This window comes from Enterobacter sp. BRE11, assembly GCF_031844285.1.
Classification (GTDB): Bacteria; Pseudomonadota; Gammaproteobacteria; order Enterobacterales; family Enterobacteriaceae; genus Pantoea.
This window is the reverse complement of the sequence record NZ_JAUZUX010000006.1, coordinates 48492-64024: the sequence shown is the minus strand read 5'-3', so window position 1 is coordinate 64024 and position 15533 is coordinate 48492. Positions and strand designations below refer to the sequence as shown.

Genomic DNA, 15533 nt, shown 5'->3' with positions numbered 1-15533 from the left:
GCCGCTGCGCTTTCATTTTGTGATCCCGTTAGCGCTTAAGCATTAAAGAAGCTCTCCGGCAGCGCGTATGTCCCTTGCCTTATATTCCCACTGCGCATAAGCATAAATTTTTTATTATTTGTTGATATCAATAAACCTTCTTACCATCGGAAGTAACAATTTCGTAAAGTGAGGTAAATATCGTGAATTTCCAGCAACTTAAAATCATCCGTGAGGCAGCGCGCTGCGAGTTCAATTTGACGGAAGTGGCAAATACGCTATTTACCTCACAGTCAGGCGTCAGCCGTCATATCCGCGATCTGGAAGATGAACTGGGCGTAGAGATTTTTATTCGCCGCGGCAAGCGCCTGCTGGGCATGACGGAGCCGGGTAAGGCGCTGCTGACCATTGCCGAACGCATTCTTGACGAGGCGGGAAAAGTACGCCGGCTGGCGGACGTTTTTACCAATGAAACCAGCGGCATCCTGACGATAGCCACCACGCACACCCAGGCGCGCTACAGCCTGCCGCGCGTCATCAAGGCGTTTCGCCAGCTCTATCCCAACGTGCGGCTTGAGCTTAACCAGGGCTCGCCGCAGGAGATCGTCGCCATGCTGCTGGCAGGCGAAGCGGACGTCGGCATCGCCAGCGAACTGCTGGTAAATAACCCCAGCCTCGCGGCCTTCCCCTGGTTTAGCTGGCATCATGCGCTGCTGGTGCCCCGCGGTCATGAGCTGGCGCAGCAGCAGCCGGTATCGCTCAGCACCCTGAGCCGCTACCCGCTGATTACCTATCGTCAGGGCATCACCGGGCGCTCGCGCGTCGACCGCGCCTTTCAGAGCGCCGGCCTGAAGCCCGATATCGTGCTGAGCGCGCAGGACTCAGACGTGGTGAAAACCTATGTCGAACTGGGGCTGGGCGTCGGCATCCTTGCCGATCAGGCGTGCGACATTCAGCCGGAAGAGGCGCTGGTGCGCATCGACGCGCATCACCTGTTTGACGCCAATACCGTCTGGCTTGGTCTGAAGCGCGGGCAGCTGCAGCGCAACTATGTCTGGCAGTTTATGGAGCTGTGCAACGCCAACCTGTCGCTGGAAGAGATCAAACGCCAGGCGCTCTCCTATCAAAACGAAGAAGAGCCGGCGATCGACTTTCAGATCTAATCCGGCAGCGACTCGACAAGGGCCAGCTGCAGGCCATCCCAGCCTTTGCTGCCGACGGTTTGCAGGGCGGTGGCCGTCAGGTGCGGATTCTCGCCGATGTCGCGCAGATACTGCCGTAGCCCCTGCACGTTTTCATCCGGAGACTGCGAGTCGACGATCCGCCCGCTGCGCACCACATTATCGCCGATAATCACGCTGCCGACGCGCGCCAGCTTGAGCGCCCAGCGCAGGTAGTGCGGATTATTGCGCTTATCGGCATCAATAAAGATCATATCGAAGGGGCCCTGCAGCGTCGGCAAACTCTCCAGCGCTGGTCCCACCCGCAGCTCGACTTTATCCGTCACGCCCGCCTCGGCGAAATTCTCGCGCGCCACCTGCGCATGCTGCGGCGAAAACTCCAGCGTCACGATTTTGCCGTTCTCCGGCAGCGCGCGCGCCAGCCACAGCGTGCTGTAGCCGCCCAGCGTGCCGATCTCCAGAATGCGCGAGGCGTTCATCATGCGCGCCAGCAGGTAGAGCAGTTTCCCCTGGTTGGCCGCGACATCAATCGGCGGCAGACCGGCGGCCGCGTTGCGCGCCAGCGCCGACGAGAGCGCCGCATCCGGTTTCACCAGCGTCTGCGTGAAGTAATCATCGACCGCACGCCACATATGATCGCTCATGGTTATCTCCTTGTTTAAAAACTGAGCATAGCAGCCGTGCGGCATAAAATTTTCTTTCTGCGCGCAAAACTCGCTGTTTGCGGTTTCTGCCCGGCGAGAAAAACATCCTGCGCTGAGGCGACGCGATAGAGTGGAAGAAAACCGATTAAACAGGGGAAGTAAGATGTCGCGTCTTCAACTAAAGGATACCGATCTGCTGCGCCAGCAGGCGCTTTTTGGCGGTTGCTGGCAGGATGCAAATAACGGCGAAACCCTGCCGGTGGTCGATCCCGCCACCCGTGAAACCCTGGCGACCATTCCGGCGCTGGGCCGTGCAGAGACTGAAACGGCTATCGCCTGCGCCGAGGCGGCGCGTATCGCCTGGGGCAGGACGCCGAATGCCAGCCGCGCCGCGCTGCTGGAGAAGTGGCATCAGCTGATCCTCGACAACGCCGACGACCTGGCGACCATCATGACCGCCGAGCAGGGCAAGCCGCTGGCCGAAGCGAAGGGCGAAGTGCTGTACGGTGCCAGCTTTGTCAAATGGTTCGCCGAAGAGGCGCGCCGTATCTATGGCGACACCATTCCGGCGCCGAGCGAGGATCGCCGCATCCTGGTGCTGAAGCAGCCGGTTGGCGTGGCGGCGGCCATCACGCCGTGGAACTTTCCCATCGCCATGATCACCCGCAAAGTCGCGCCTGCGCTGGCGGCGGGCTGCCCGATTATCGTGAAGCCGTCAGAGCTGACGCCGCTGTCGGCGCTGGCGCTGGCGGTGCTGGCGGAGCGCGCCGGCTTGCCAGCCGGCGTGCTGCAGGTGGTGACCGGCCTGCCGACGGAGATTGGCACGGCGCTGACCGGCAGCCGTCTGGTGCGCAAAATCTCCTTCACCGGCTCGACGCGCATCGGCCAGCTGCTGATGCAGCAGAGCGCCGACAGCGTTAAACGTCTGAGCCTGGAGCTGGGCGGCAACGCGCCGTTTATCGTCTTTGATGACGCCGATATCGATATTGCGGTGGCGGGCGTGATGGTCAGCAAATTCCGCAACGCCGGACAGACCTGCGTCTGCGCCAACCGCATTCTGGTGCAGCGCGGCATCTATCCCCGCTTCGTGGCGAAGCTGCTGGAGGCGGTCGCCACGCTCAAGGTCGGCGACGGCTTTGCGCCCGGCAGCACCATCGGCCCGCTGATCAACGACCGCGCAGTAGAGAAAGTTAACGGCCACATCGAGGATGCGCTGGGGCAGGGCGCGGAGCTGCTGACCGGCGGCGCCAGCCACGGCAGCGGCACGTACGTGCAGCCGACGGTGCTTGGCGGGGTCACGACCCAGATGCGTATCGCCCATGAAGAGACGTTCGGGCCGGTAGCGCCGCTGTTTATCTTCGACGAGGAAGAGGAGGCGATCGCGATGGCCAACGATACGCCCTATGGCCTGGGCGCCTACTTCTTCACGGAAAATATTCGCCGCGCATGGCGCGTCGCCGAAGCGCTGGAATTTGGCATGGTCGGTTTTAATACCGGCGCCATCTCTCTGGAGGTCGCCCCGTTCGGCGGCGTAAAATTATCGGGAATAGGCCGGGAAGGGTCGCGCTATGGCATTGAAGAATATCTGGAGCAGAAAACCTTTCATATTGGCAGCCTGAATTAATTCAGCCTTAACATTAAATTTCTGATGCAAGCGTTTTCCGCACCTGCGGCAAACGCTTTTTTATTTTGTGCGCTGTGTCGGGTTTTTATCGTCGCTGGCCATTTTAGTGCAAGTTTCATGCGCAATGCACCACGGCAATGCATGAAATTTGTGAGCCAAATCATTTGTTTATTGGTTCGGCAATTACGCAAAATTTCCGCTTTCAATACGGCAGAAAATTTTTTTGCGCAGTTTTAAACGCATTTTAATTTTTCGGGTGGCTGGCATACTTTCTGCATTACCTTTTGTCATGAGCTTATTCGCGCTGAATATAAGCCCTGCCAGCGCGCTAATTCCATAATGGTTGACGGGTGTAACAAATAAGGATTTATCCATGTTAAGTTTCGACCCTGAAAAAGTTTCGCTTCCTGTCGGCCACTATATTGACGGCCATCACATCCAGACCCAGGGTGCGGCGTTCGCGGTAAAACGCCCGTCGGACGGCAAAGTCTACGCCACGCTGCATGAGGCTGACGCCGCCGACGTCGATCGCGCGGTGCAGGCGGCGCACCAGGCGCTGAAAACCAGCGGCTGGTCGGGCTGCGCGCCGCGCGAACGCGGCCGGGTGCTGCGCCGCTGGGCCGATCTCATCGAGCAGGACAGCCTGCTGGCGCAGCTGGAGGCGCTCGGCTCCACGCGCCCCATCAGCGACGTGGCGCAGCATGAAATTCCGTTTACCGCCGAAGCAATCCGCTTCTACGCCGAGTGCGCCGACAAGTACAGCGGCGATCTCTTTCCTACCCGCGACAGCAGCCTCGGCATGCTGATCGCGGAGCCGTACGGCGTGGTCGGCGCCATTACGCCGTGGAATTTCCCGCTGTCGATGGCCTCCTGGAAGTGCGGCCCGGCGCTGGCGGCGGGCAACGCCGTGGTGCTCAAACCCTCTGAGCTGACGCCGTTCTCCACGGTGCGCATGGCGGAGCTGGCGGTGCAGGCCGGCTTGCCGGCCGGCGTGCTTAACATCGTGCAGGGTAGCGGCGCGGTGACCGGCCACGCGCTGGTGACCCATCCGCTGGTGCGCAAAGTCTCCTTTACCGGCTCGACGCTGACCGGCTCGCGCATCATGAGCGACGTGGCGCAGCACGGCATGAAGCCGGTGACGCTGGAGCTGGGCGGCAAAAGCCCACAGCTGGTATTTGACGACGCGGGCGACATCGAGGTGCTGGCGCAGCGCATTCTGCGCGGCTTTACCGCCAACGGCGGCCAGGCGTGCGTGGCGGGCACCCGCCTGATTGTGCAGCGCGCGATTGCCGCGCCGCTGCTCGATCGCCTCGCTGCCTTATGCCGCAGCGTGAGGCCTGGCGTCACCTGGCATGGCGACAGCCGCTACGCGCCGCTGATCGACGAGCGGCAGGGACAAAAAGTCGCGTCGGTGGTGGCCGCCGCGAAAGCGCAGGGCGCGGAAGTGCTGGTGGGCGGCGAGCGTTTCGCCGACACCCGCGACGGCTGGTTCTGGCAGCCCACGCTGCTGTGCGGCGTGGCGCAGGATAACCCGGCGGTGCAGCAGGAGATATTTGGCCCGGTGCTGACGGTGCAGACCTTCGACGAGGAAGAAGAGGGGCTACGGCTGGCGGCGCATGAGATTTACGGCCTGTGCGCGGGCGTGCATACCCTGAGCCTGCCGCGCGCGATGCGCGCCATACGCGCTATCGAGGCGGGCACCGTGTGGGTCAACCGCTACGGCCGCTCCGGCGATTTCATCATTCCCACCGGCGGCTTTCTCGGATCCGGCATCGGCAAAGATTTGGGGCGGCAGGCGTTTCAGGCCTGCCAGCGCCAGAAAAGCGTACTTATCGATTTTTAACCTTTCCTGATCAACACGAGGTCGCGTCATGGCACTGTTTAAACCGAAATTCATCACCTTTGACTGTTACGGCACGCTGATTAACTTCGACATGGCAGGCGCAGCGGCGCGCTGCTTTAGCGATCGCGTGGCGGCAGAAGAGGTGCAGGCCTTTACTACCGATTTCGCCCGCTATCGCCTGGATGAAGTGCTGGGCGCCTGGAAGCCCTATTACGACGTGGTGAGCAATGCGATACAGCGCACCTGCAAAAAGTGGGGCGTCGCATGGGATAAGGCGGATAGCGACTATATCTACACCGACTGCGCCACCTGGGGCCCGCACCCCGACGTGCCGGCCGGGCTGGCGAAGCTGGCGACCGAGTTCCCGCTGGTGCTGCTCAGCAACTCGATGAAGGATCTGCTGCCGCACCATATTCCGCGACTGGGCGCGCCGATCCATCTGGCGATTACCGCCGAAGAGGTGGGCGCCTACAAACCGCAGATGAAAGGCTTTGAATATATGCTGCAGAAGCTTAACTGTCGGCCGGAAGAGATCCTGCACGTCTCCTCCAGCTTCCGCTACGACCTGATGACGGCGCACGATCTCGGCATCACCCATAAAGCCTGGGTAAATCGCGGTCATGAACCGGCTAACCCTTACTACGGCTATACCGAAATCCCTGACATCGGCGGACTGCCCGCCCTGGTCGGACTCTGAGGATCGCGCTATGAAACTCGAATCGTTCTGGCAGGCCACCGCGCCGCCGTTTCAGGGCGCGGCGGCAGGCTCGCTGCCGTCGCACGCCGATGTGGTGGTGATCGGCGGCGGTTTTACCGGCGTCTCGGCGGCGCTGAGCCTGGCGCGCAGCGGCCTCGACGTGGTGCTGCTTGAGAGCGGCGAGGTGATGAGCCAGGCCTCGGCGCGCAACGGCGGCCACTGCAATACCGGCGTGGCGCAGAACTTCGCCTCGCTGGTGGCGAGCCAGGGCATAGAGAAAGCGACGCGCTTCTACCGCGCCTATGACGATGCGGTGAGCTACGTCGAACAGCTGGTGCGCAACGAGCAGATCGACTGCGATTTTCGCCTGTGCGGCAAGCTCAAGCTCGCCAGCAAGGCGTCCCATTTCGCCGGGCTGCGCGAGGCCTGGGAATTGATGCGCCGCACCGTGGACCCCGAGATCGAGCTCATCGGCAAAGATGACATTCGCCGCGAAGTCGACAGCGACGCCTTTCACGGCGGGCTGCTGCAACAGCGCGGCGGCCAGATGCATATGGGCAAATTCGGCATCGGCCTGGCGGAAGCGGCGGCGCGCAGCGGGGCGAAAATTTTCCCGCACCACGCGGTGACGGGCTTAACCCGCCTTGACGGCTATCGCCACCGGGTGCAGACCGCCAGAGGCGAAATCCTCGCCGATAAAGTGCTGATGGCGACCGGCTGCTCCAACGTCGGGCCGTTCCGCTGGTTCCAGCGCCGCATCGTGCCAGTGGGCAGCTTTATCGTGGTGACGGCGCCGCTGGGCGACGCGCTGATCCGCCAGGTGCTGCCGCAGGATCGCACCTACGTTACCTCGCTCAACCTCGGCAACTACTTCCGCACCACCGCCGACCGTCGGCTGGTATTTGGTGGCCGCGCGCGCTTCGCGGTCAGCAATCCTACCTCCGATTCGCGCAGCGGTGAAATTCTGCAGGGAACGCTGGCCAGCCTCTTTCCGCCGCTGGCGCAGGCGGGCATCGACTACTGCTGGGGCGGCATGGTGGATATGTCCGCCGATCGGCTGCCGCACGCGGGCGAGCATGATGGGGTCTTCTACTCCATGGGCTACAGCGGACACGGTACCCAGATGTCGGTGTGGATGGGTGCGGTGATGGCGGATCTCATCGCTGAAAAAAGCAACCGCAACCCCTGGCAGCGCGACGCCTGGCCCGCACTGCCAGGCTATCACGGCAAGCCATGGTTTTTGCCGCTGGCCGGACTCTATTACAAAGCCAAAGATCGCTTCTCTTGATGCTTGCATTCCAGGGGCTGAACCTTAAATGAGGGTACGCAGATGAGTCAAAATGATAATAATGCGCTGACGCGCATGCTGACCGAAGGCACGCTGTCGCGCCGCGGCCTGATGAAAATGCTCTCCGCCGGGGCGGTGATGAGCAGCGGCATTATCGGCTTTCCACAGCTGGGCTTCGCCGCCGACACGCCGGTGAAAGGCGGCAAAATTCGCGCCGCCATGGCCAATGCCTCTGCCACCGATACCCTGGATCCCGCCAAAGCCAACAACAGCGGCGACTATACCCGCCAGTGTATGTTCTACAACGGCCTGACCGAACTGAATAAAGATCTCAAAGCGCTGCCGGCGCTGGCCGCGTCGCTCGACTCCGGCGACGGCGTCACTTGGCAGATCAAGCTGCGCAGCGGGGTGACCTTCCACGACGGCAAGCCGCTGACCGCGAAAGATGTGGTCTACTCGCTGAGCCGTCATAAAGACGCGGCGGTCGCCTCGAACGCCTTTAAAATTGCCGAGCAGTTCAAGACCATCAGCGCCGTTAACGACAACGAAGTGCAGCTGGTGCTGAGCCAGGCGAACTTCGATCTGCCCTATATCCTCGCCGCACCGCCGTTTTTGATCGTGCAGGATGGCACCAAAGACTTTACCAAAGGCATCGGCACCGGGCCTTACGTCTGCAAAGAGTTTACCCCGGGCGTGCGCTCGGTCGGCACGAAAAACCCCCACTACTTTAAGCCGGACCTGCCGCATCTTGACGAGGTAGAGCTGCTGGGCGTCACCGACCAGGCGGCGCGCGTCAACGCGCTGATGTCGGGCGACCTGCATATCGTCTCGACCCTGAGCGCCAACGACTGCAAGCGCATTAAGGCCACCAGCGATTTCGGCGTGCTGGAGAGCAAGTCGGGCATGTACACCAACCTGATTGTGCGCACCGATATCAAGCCCGGCAGCAACGAAGATTTTGTGCTGGCGCTGAAATATCTGCAGCCGCGCGAGATGCTGGTAAAAACCGTGCTGCAGGGCTACGGCGACGTCAGCAACGATACGCCGGTGCCGCCCTGGCATCCTCTCTACAACGCCGAGCTGAAGCCGCGGCCGCTTGACGTGGAGAAGGCGAAATTCCACATCGGGAAGGCAGGGATGACGGGCGCAACGGTCGAAATTATCACCACGCCGAACATCGAAGGCGCGGTCGAGGGCGGCCAGATGATCCAGCAGATGGCGCGCAACGCGGGCCTCAACATCAAGGTGCGCCGTGTGCCCTATGACGGCTACTGGTCGACGCACTGGACCAAGGATCCGGTGGGCTACGGCTCCATCAACCCACGCCCGACGCTCGATATGCTTTTCTCGCAGTTCTACCTTTCCGGCGCGCCCAACAACGAGTCGGGCTGGAAGAACGCGCAGTTCGACCAGCTGGTGGTGGCGGCGCGCGGGGAGCGGGATCAGGCGAAGCGCAAGCAGATGTACGGCGATATGCAGAAGCTGATCTACGACCACTGCGGCACCATTATCCCGACCTTTATCAGCTCCACCGACGGCTACAGCAAAAAGGTGAAGGGCGTCGAAGCCTGGCCATCCGGCATGATGATGGGCTATCGCTTTCACGAGTTTGCCTGGCTGTCCGCTTAACCCTCTCTTTACAGGAGAACGCCGATGAACCGATACATGCTGTTCCTGATCGCCCGACGCACCGGCGCTGGCCTCCTGACGTTGCTGATCGTCTCGGCGGTGGTGTTCTTTATCACCAGCCTGCTGCCGGGCGACGCGGCGCAGATGATCCTGGGGCAAAACGCCACGCCGGAGACGGTGGCGGCGCTGCGCGCCCAGCTTGGGCTGGATCAGCCGCTGCTGCTGCGCTATTTCAGCTGGCTGGGCGGCATGCTGCAGGGCGACTTCGGCACCTCGTTCGCCAGCCACCTGCCGGTGATGCAGCTGGTGGCGCAGCGTATTCCCGCTACCTTTGAGCTGGCGGCGATCACCACGCTGATCTGCGTGCCGCTGGCGCTGCTGATTGGCATTACCGCGGCGATGGCGCGCGGCTCGCTGCTTGACCGTGCGCTGGTGGTCAGCACGATGGCGATGGTGGCGGTGCCGGAGTTCCTGGTGGCGACGGTAGCGGTGCTGATCTTCGCCGTGAAGCTGCACTGGGTGTCGGCCATGTCCTTCGGCTCGCCTAATATGGATCTGGTCAGCTATCTGAAAGCCTACGCGCTGCCGGTGCTGACGCTCTGCTGCGTGCTGGTGGCGCAGATGGCGCGCATGACGCGCGCCGCCATTATCAACCAGCTCGACAGCCCTTATCTGGAGATGGCGCTGCTGAAAGGCGTTTCGCCGCTGCGCGCCGTGCTGCGCCACGCCTTGCCTAACGCGGTCGGCCCTATCGCCAACGCCATTTCGCTCAGCCTCTCCTATCTGTTCGGCGGCGTCATCATTATCGAAACCATCTTCAGCTATCCCGGCCTCGCCAGCCAGCTGGTGGACGCGGTCAGCAACCGCGATCTGCCGGTGGTGCAGTTCTGCGTGATGCTGTTCGCCGGCTGCTATCTGCTGCTGCTGCTGCTGGCCGACGTGCTCACCATCGCCTTCAACCCGAAATGGAGAAGCGCATGAATACCTTACTTCCCGTTCGTTTCTTTCAGTCGCTGTCGATCTCCGGGCGGCTCGGCCTGACGGTCTCCCTTTTCTGGCTGCTGATGGCGCTGTTCGGCAACCAGCTGGCGCCGCACAACGTCGAAGATATCGGCGGCGGCCCGCTGTTCGGCGGCTTTACCGCCGATAACTGGCTCGGCACTGACGGGCTGGGGCGCGATATTCTCAGCCGAATTCTCTACGGCGCGAAGTTCTCTATCGGCCTGGCGCTGGGCGCGGCGATCGGCGCCAGCCTGATCGGCACGCTGCTGGCGCTGCTGGCGGCGGTGACCGGCCGCTGGCTGGAGGAGATCCTCGGCCGCGTCAACGACGCCATGCTGGTGCTGCCGGGCAAGGTGCTGTCGCTGATGATCGTGGCGGTGTTTGGCTCGTCGCTGCCGATGCTGCTGCTCACCGCCATCTTTACCTACTGGCCGGGCGCGTTCCGTATCGCCTTCGCCATGGCGGGCAGCCTGCGCAATATGGACTACGTACGCGCCTCGCGGCTGCGCGGCGAAAGCCGCTGGTATATCGCCATCCATGACATTCTGCCCAATATGGTGCACCCGATGCTGGCAGATTTCGGCCTGCGCTTCGTCTATATCGTGCTGCTGCTGAGCGGCCTGAGCTTTCTCGGCCTCGGCGTCCAGCCGCCCTATGCCGACTGGGGCACGCTGGTGCGCGAAAACATTCAGGGGCTGTTTGACGGCTCGCCGGCGGTGCTGATGCCTGCGCTGGCGATTGCCAGCCTGACCATCGGCGCCAACCTGTTTATCGACAGCCTCCAGCAGATGCGTCCGCTGACGCTGGCGAAGGAGGGCGTATGAACGTGATGCCGCATACTGCAATGCCAGCCATCTCGGTGGAAAAGCTGCGCGTCACGGCGCAGAGCGACAAGGGAGATGCGATCGACCTGGTGTCGGATATCCGTTTTACCGTGCAGAAAGGGGAAGTGCTCGCCCTGATTGGCGAATCGGGATCGGGAAAAACCACCATCGCCATGGCGCTGATGGGCTATGCCCGTCCCGGCTGCCGCATCGCCGAGGGCAATATTCACGTGGCGGGCGTCGACGTGAACAGTCTGAACCCGCAGCAGCTGCGCGCCTTTCGCGGCAACAAGGTCGCCTATATCGCCCAGAGCGCCGCCGCCTCGTTTAACCCCGGCATGAAGATCATCGATCAGGTGATCGAGCCGGTGGTGATCCACGGCACCATGACGCGCCAGGCGGCGAAAGCCAAAGCGGTGGCGCTGTTCCGCGAGCTGGCGCTGCCCAGTCCCGACACCATCGGCGACCGCTGGCCGCATCAGGTCTCCGGCGGGCAGCTGCAGCGCCTGATGACCGCGATGGCGCTGATTGGCGATCCCGATGTGGTGATCCTCGACGAGCCGACTACCGCGCTCGACGTCACGACCCAGGTGGAAGTGCTGAAGGCGTTTCGTCGCGTGGTGGCGCAGCGCGGCGTCACCGCCATCTACGTCAGCCACGATCTGGCGGTGGTGGCGCAGATGGCGGACCGCATTCTGGTGCTGCTGCGCGGCCAGATCGCCGAGTACGGCACCACCGAACGGCTGATCGGCGCGCCGCAGGCGGACTACACGCGGCTGCTGATGGACGCGGCGCGGCAGCAAGAGCGCCCCAGCCCGTGGCGCGCGGCGAGCGGCGAGCGGCAGCCGCTGCTGGAGGTGCGCGATCTTTCCGCCGGCTACGGCCCGCGCGGCAGCGACGGCCAGCCGAAAATCCGCATTCTCGAAGATATCAATCTCCAGCTGTGGAAAGGGCAGGCGATCGGCATTATCGGCGAGTCGGGATCGGGTAAAACCACCCTGGCGCACGCTATCGCCGGGCTCAACGCCCCCTGTCACGGCCATATGCTGTTTAACGGCCACTATATTGCTGGCGATATGCATAAGCGGCCTGACAACGAGCTGCGCCGCATTCAGTATGTGTTTCAGATGGCGGACACCGCGCTCAATCCGGCGCACAGCGTCGAGCGCATCCTGTCGCGGCCGCTGGCGCTGTTTCACGGCCTGCGCGGCCAGGCGCTGACCCAGCGGCTGCACCAGCTGCTCGATCTGGTGAAGCTGCCGCGTAGCGTGCTGTGGCGGCGGCCCTGGGCCCTCTCCGGCGGGCAGAAGCAGCGCGTTAATCTGGCGCGCGCGCTGGCGGCGGAGCCGGATCTGATCCTGTGCGACGAAGTGACCTCGGCGCTCGACACCGTGGTCGCGGCGGCGGTGCTGGATCTTATCAGCGAGCTGCGGCGCGAGCTGGGCCTGTCGGTGCTGTTTATCAGCCACGATATGCACGCGGTGCGCGCGGTGTGCGACAACATCGTGGTGATGAAGTCGGGACGCATCGTCACCCAGCTGGCGCGGGAAGATTACGACAAGCCCACCAGCGAGCTCTACTTCGAGCGGCTGAAGCGCGCGGTGCCGGAGCTGCGTCAGGGGTGGCTGGATGAGCACGAAGAGATTCTTAAGGCGGAATAGCGCAGGGCGCGCCTGCCTGCCATTCTCTCAGCGGACCGCGAAACCGGCTGCGCCGCTCGCCGATCCCACACGCTATCGCGCCGCCACAGAGCAGAAGGCGGCGCGCCTGAAATGCCTGGCATGATGTAAGGAGCAACGCATGACCACAACTTTTCGCGCCATGAACGCGCACGATATCGAACCCTGCTACGCCATGACGCAGCAGCTGAAGTGGCCGCACCGCCGCGAGGACTGGCAGCAGGCGATGACCTTCGGCGAGGGCGTGGTAATAGAGGAGCAGGGCAGACTGCTCGGCAGCGCCATCCTCTGGCGCTGGGGCGAACGCGCCGCCACTATCGGGCTGGTGATTGTCGATAGCCAGCAGCAGGGGCGCGGCCTGGGCAAACAGCTGATGCTGACCCTGCTGGAAAAAGTGCCCGACTATAACGTGCGGCTGCACGCCACCGAGATGGGCAAAGGGCTCTATGAAAAGCTCGGCTTTGTGACGACCGGGCAGATTTTCCAGCATCAGACGCGGGCGCTGGAGGCGGTGCCGCCCGTGGCTATCCCGACAGGATTAACGCTGCGCCGCGCGCAGGCGCAGGACGCGGCGATCCTCACCGCCCTCGACCAGCAGGCGCACGGCATGCTGCGTCCACGGCTGATCGACCACCTGATTAACCAGCATCAGACGGTGCTGCTGGAGGATGCGCAGGGTGACGTCCGCGGCTTCGCCAGCCTGCGCCGCTTCGGCCACGGCTGGGCCATTGGGCCGGCGATCGCGCAGGATTTTCCGACGGCGCAGGCGCTGGTCGCCTCGCTGATGCAGGGGCTGCGCGGCGAATTTGTCCGCATCGACACCGACGCCGCGCTGCCGCTGGCTCCCTGGCTCGCCACGCTCGGCCTGGCGCAGGTAGATAACCCCACCACCATGGTGCGCGGCACGCCCTGGACGCCGCCAGCGGGCGCGATGCAGGCGTTCGGCCTGATGACCCAGGCGATGGCCTGATGCATATCCTCTATAAATCGGATCCCCAGCGCGGCGCATTCTGGCAACAGTGGCTGGCGCAGCACGCGCCCGATATTCAGCTGCATCTCTGGCCCGACATCGGCGATCCGCTGGATGTGGAGATACTGATCGCCTGGCAGCCGCCGGAGAGGCTGCTGGAAACCTTTCCCAACCTGAAAGCGCTGCTGTCGGTGGGCGCGGGCGCGGACCAGTTCGATCTCGCCGCCTTGCCGCCCGACCTGCCGGTGGTGCGCATGATTGAGCCGGGGCTGACGCAGGGCATGGTGGAGTACGTGACCTTTGCGGTGCTCGGCATCCATCGCGATATGGTGCGCTACCTGCATCAGCAGCGTGACGCACGCTGGCAGGCGCACAGCGTCACGCCCGCCGCCGCGCGCCGGGTCGGCGTGATGGGGCTGGGCGAGCTGGGCCAGGCGGCGCTGCGCCAGCTGGTCTCGCTCGGCTTTGACTGCGCAGGCTGGAGCCGCACGCCGCGTCAGCTTGACGGCGTGCGGTGCTTTCACGGCGCCGCGCAGCAGGGGGAGTTCCTGACGCGCTGCGACATTCTGGTCTGCCTGCTGCCGTTAACGGCGGAGACGCGCGGCCTGCTTAACCGCGATCTCTTTGCGCAGCTGCCGCCCGGCGCGGCGCTGGTGCAGGCGGGACGCGGCGCGCAGCTTAATCATGCCGATCTGCTGGCGGCGCTCGACGGCGGCCAGCTCGGCGCGGCGGTGATTGACGTCACCGATCCCGAACCGCTGCCGCCGTCGCATCCTTTGTGGCGTCATCCCGCCATCTGGCTGACGCCGCACATCGCCAGCCAGACGCAAAACGAGAGCGCCGTCGCCGCGCTGCTGGAGAATCTGCGTCGCTATCAGCGCGGCGAGCCCATGACTGGTCTGATCGACCGTGCACGAGGGTATTAATGGACATTGACGCACTTATCGCGCTGCGGCGCGATCTGCATGCCCACCCGGAGCTGGGCTATCAGGAGAGGCGCACCAGCGACATCGTGGCGCGCTTTCTGCATCAGCTGGGGCTGGAGGTTCATCGCGGCATCGGCCAGACCGGCGTGGTCGGCGTGCTGAGGCGCGGCGACAGTGCGCGCGTTATTGGCCTGCGCGCCGATATGGACGCGCTGCCGATGCAGGATCAGGGCGATGCCCCCTGGAAAAGCGGGGCGGAAAACCTCTGCCACGCCTGCGGCCACGACGGCCATACCGTGATGCTGCTCGGCGCGGCGCAGCAGCTGGCCGACGCCGAGGATCTCAGCGGCACCCTCTGCTTTATCTTTCAACCGGCGGAAGAGGGGCTGGCGGGCGCGAAGGCGATGATCGACGACGGCCTGTTCAGCCGCTTCCCCTGCGACGCGGTCTACGCGCTGCACAACTGGCCGGAACTGCCGCTCGGTGAGGTGCAGACGCGGCCCGGCGCGATCATGGCGGCGGCGGATCGCTTCGATATTACCGTGAAGGGCGGCGGCGGCCATGCCGCGCAGCCGCATCTGACGCGCGACACGCTGCTGGCCGCCAGCGAGCTGGTGGTGCAGCTTAATACGCTGGTGGCGCGCGCCATCGATCCCTGCGAGGCGGCGCTGCTGAGCGTGACGCGCATACAGGGCGGCTTTTCGCACAATATGATCCCGGCGGAAGCGTCAATAACCGGCACGGTGCGCACCTTTAGCCCGGCGGCGCAGGAGAGGCTTGAAGCGCGGCTGCGCGAGATGGCGCGCCACGTCACCGCCGCGCACGGGCTGGAAGCCGAGGTCAGCTATCTACGCTACTACCCGGCGACCATCAACAGCGACGCTGAAGCGATGCTGGCGCTGGAGGCGCTCGGCGAGGCGGGCTTTACCGCCAGCGTCGCGCGACAGCCCGCGCTGACCTCGGAGGATTTCGCCTTTATGCTACAGGCGAAGCCTGGCGCCTATCTTTGGATCGGCTCCGCGCCTTCTCGGCCGCTGCACCACTCCGCCTACGACTTTAATGACGCGCTCATCCCTTATGGTGTGCGCGCCTGGACAGCGCTCGCCCGACGCGCGCTGCGTTAAGAAATTTCCCTGCTGAAAGGGCACGCATTTTGACAGGATATGCCGCAGCACTACCCATAACGGCAGCATGCGAAACCAGTGGGTTGCGATACTTGAGCCAACCGAACGTTACGTGGATGAGGG

13 protein-coding genes and 1 pseudogene are annotated in these 15533 nt (G+C 63.5%); 12 read left to right on the top strand and 2 right to left on the bottom strand.

The genetic code is table 11. The features are described from left to right. The first annotated feature begins 182 nt into the window (after window positions 1-182). Window positions 183-1142: an HTH-type transcriptional regulator Cbl gene (gene cbl, locus Q9R34_RS07890; RefSeq protein ID WP_434122981.1), complete on the top strand. Its 960-nt coding sequence runs from the start codon at window positions 183-185 to the stop codon at window positions 1140-1142. Here the strand turns inward: cbl and Q9R34_RS07885 are convergent. Next, window positions 1139-1804 carry an O-methyltransferase gene (locus Q9R34_RS07885; RefSeq protein WP_434122982.1) on the bottom strand — a complete coding sequence of 222 codons (666 nt, stop codon included), beginning with the start codon at window positions 1802-1804 and terminating at the stop codon, window positions 1139-1141. The genes cbl and Q9R34_RS07885 overlap by 4 nt on opposite strands. A 163-nt stretch (window positions 1805-1967) precedes the next feature. Between Q9R34_RS07885 and Q9R34_RS07880 the strand changes: the two genes are divergently transcribed. Continuing rightward, window positions 1968-3428, top strand: coding sequence for an NAD-dependent succinate-semialdehyde dehydrogenase (locus Q9R34_RS07880; protein ID WP_434122983.1), 1461 nt, complete (start codon window positions 1968-1970; stop codon window positions 3426-3428). 183 nt (window positions 3429-3611) lie between these two features. On the opposite strand, the gene Q9R34_RS07875 is transcribed toward Q9R34_RS07880, so the two are convergent. Continuing rightward, window positions 3612-3803, bottom strand: a complete 192-nt coding sequence (locus Q9R34_RS07875) for a hypothetical protein (protein WP_485893031.1) — start codon at window positions 3801-3803, stop codon at window positions 3612-3614. Here Q9R34_RS07875 and Q9R34_RS07870 point away from each other — a divergent pair. The 10 genes and pseudogenes from Q9R34_RS07870 to Q9R34_RS07825 all read left to right on the top strand — a co-directional run bounded on the left by Q9R34_RS07870 (window position 3802) and on the right by Q9R34_RS07825 (window position 15426). Then, window positions 3802-5271, top strand: a complete 1470-nt coding sequence (locus tag Q9R34_RS07870; RefSeq protein WP_434122985.1) for an aldehyde dehydrogenase family protein — start codon at window positions 3802-3804, stop codon at window positions 5269-5271. The two genes, Q9R34_RS07875 and Q9R34_RS07870, sit on opposite strands and share 2 nt — an antisense overlap. A 28-nt stretch (window positions 5272-5299) precedes the next feature. Continuing rightward, window positions 5300-5968, top strand: coding sequence for a haloacid dehalogenase type II (locus tag Q9R34_RS07865; protein WP_434122986.1), 669 nt, complete (start codon window positions 5300-5302; stop codon window positions 5966-5968). 10 nt (window positions 5969-5978) lie between these two features. Next, a complete protein-coding gene (locus tag Q9R34_RS07860) occupies window positions 5979-7256 on the top strand; it encodes an NAD(P)/FAD-dependent oxidoreductase (protein ID WP_485893030.1) in 1278 nt (425 codons plus the stop codon). Window positions 7257-7298: 42 nt separating this feature from the next. Further along, window positions 7299-8885 (top strand): ABC transporter substrate-binding protein, encoded by a 1587-nt coding sequence (locus tag Q9R34_RS07855; RefSeq protein WP_485893029.1) that lies wholly within the window; start codon window positions 7299-7301, stop codon window positions 8883-8885. Between the two features lie 24 nt (window positions 8886-8909). Continuing rightward, window positions 8910-9866 (top strand): ABC transporter permease, encoded by a 957-nt coding sequence (locus Q9R34_RS07850; protein ID WP_434122989.1) that lies wholly within the window; start codon window positions 8910-8912, stop codon window positions 9864-9866. Further along, window positions 9863-10711: an ABC transporter permease gene (locus Q9R34_RS07845; protein WP_434122990.1), complete on the top strand. Its 849-nt coding sequence runs from the start codon at window positions 9863-9865 to the stop codon at window positions 10709-10711. Before Q9R34_RS07850 ends, Q9R34_RS07845 begins: the two co-directional genes overlap by 4 nt. After that, complete coding sequence (locus Q9R34_RS07840) at window positions 10708-12372, top strand: ABC transporter ATP-binding protein (RefSeq protein ID WP_485893028.1); 1665 nt, start codon at window positions 10708-10710, stop codon at window positions 12370-12372. Before Q9R34_RS07845 ends, Q9R34_RS07840 begins: the two co-directional genes overlap by 4 nt. Window positions 12373-12511: 139 nt before the next feature. Further along, window positions 12512-13360: a GNAT family N-acetyltransferase gene (locus Q9R34_RS07835; protein ID WP_485893027.1), complete on the top strand. Its 849-nt coding sequence runs from the start codon at window positions 12512-12514 to the stop codon at window positions 13358-13360. Further along, complete coding sequence (locus tag Q9R34_RS07830) at window positions 13360-14286, top strand: 2-hydroxyacid dehydrogenase (RefSeq protein WP_485893026.1); 927 nt, start codon at window positions 13360-13362, stop codon at window positions 14284-14286. Before Q9R34_RS07835 ends, Q9R34_RS07830 begins: the two co-directional genes overlap by 1 nt. Before the next feature lie 5 nt (window positions 14287-14291). Beyond that, window positions 14292-15426: pseudogene (locus Q9R34_RS07825) on the top strand (M20 aminoacylase family protein). The last annotated feature ends 107 nt before the right edge of the window (window positions 15427-15533 follow it).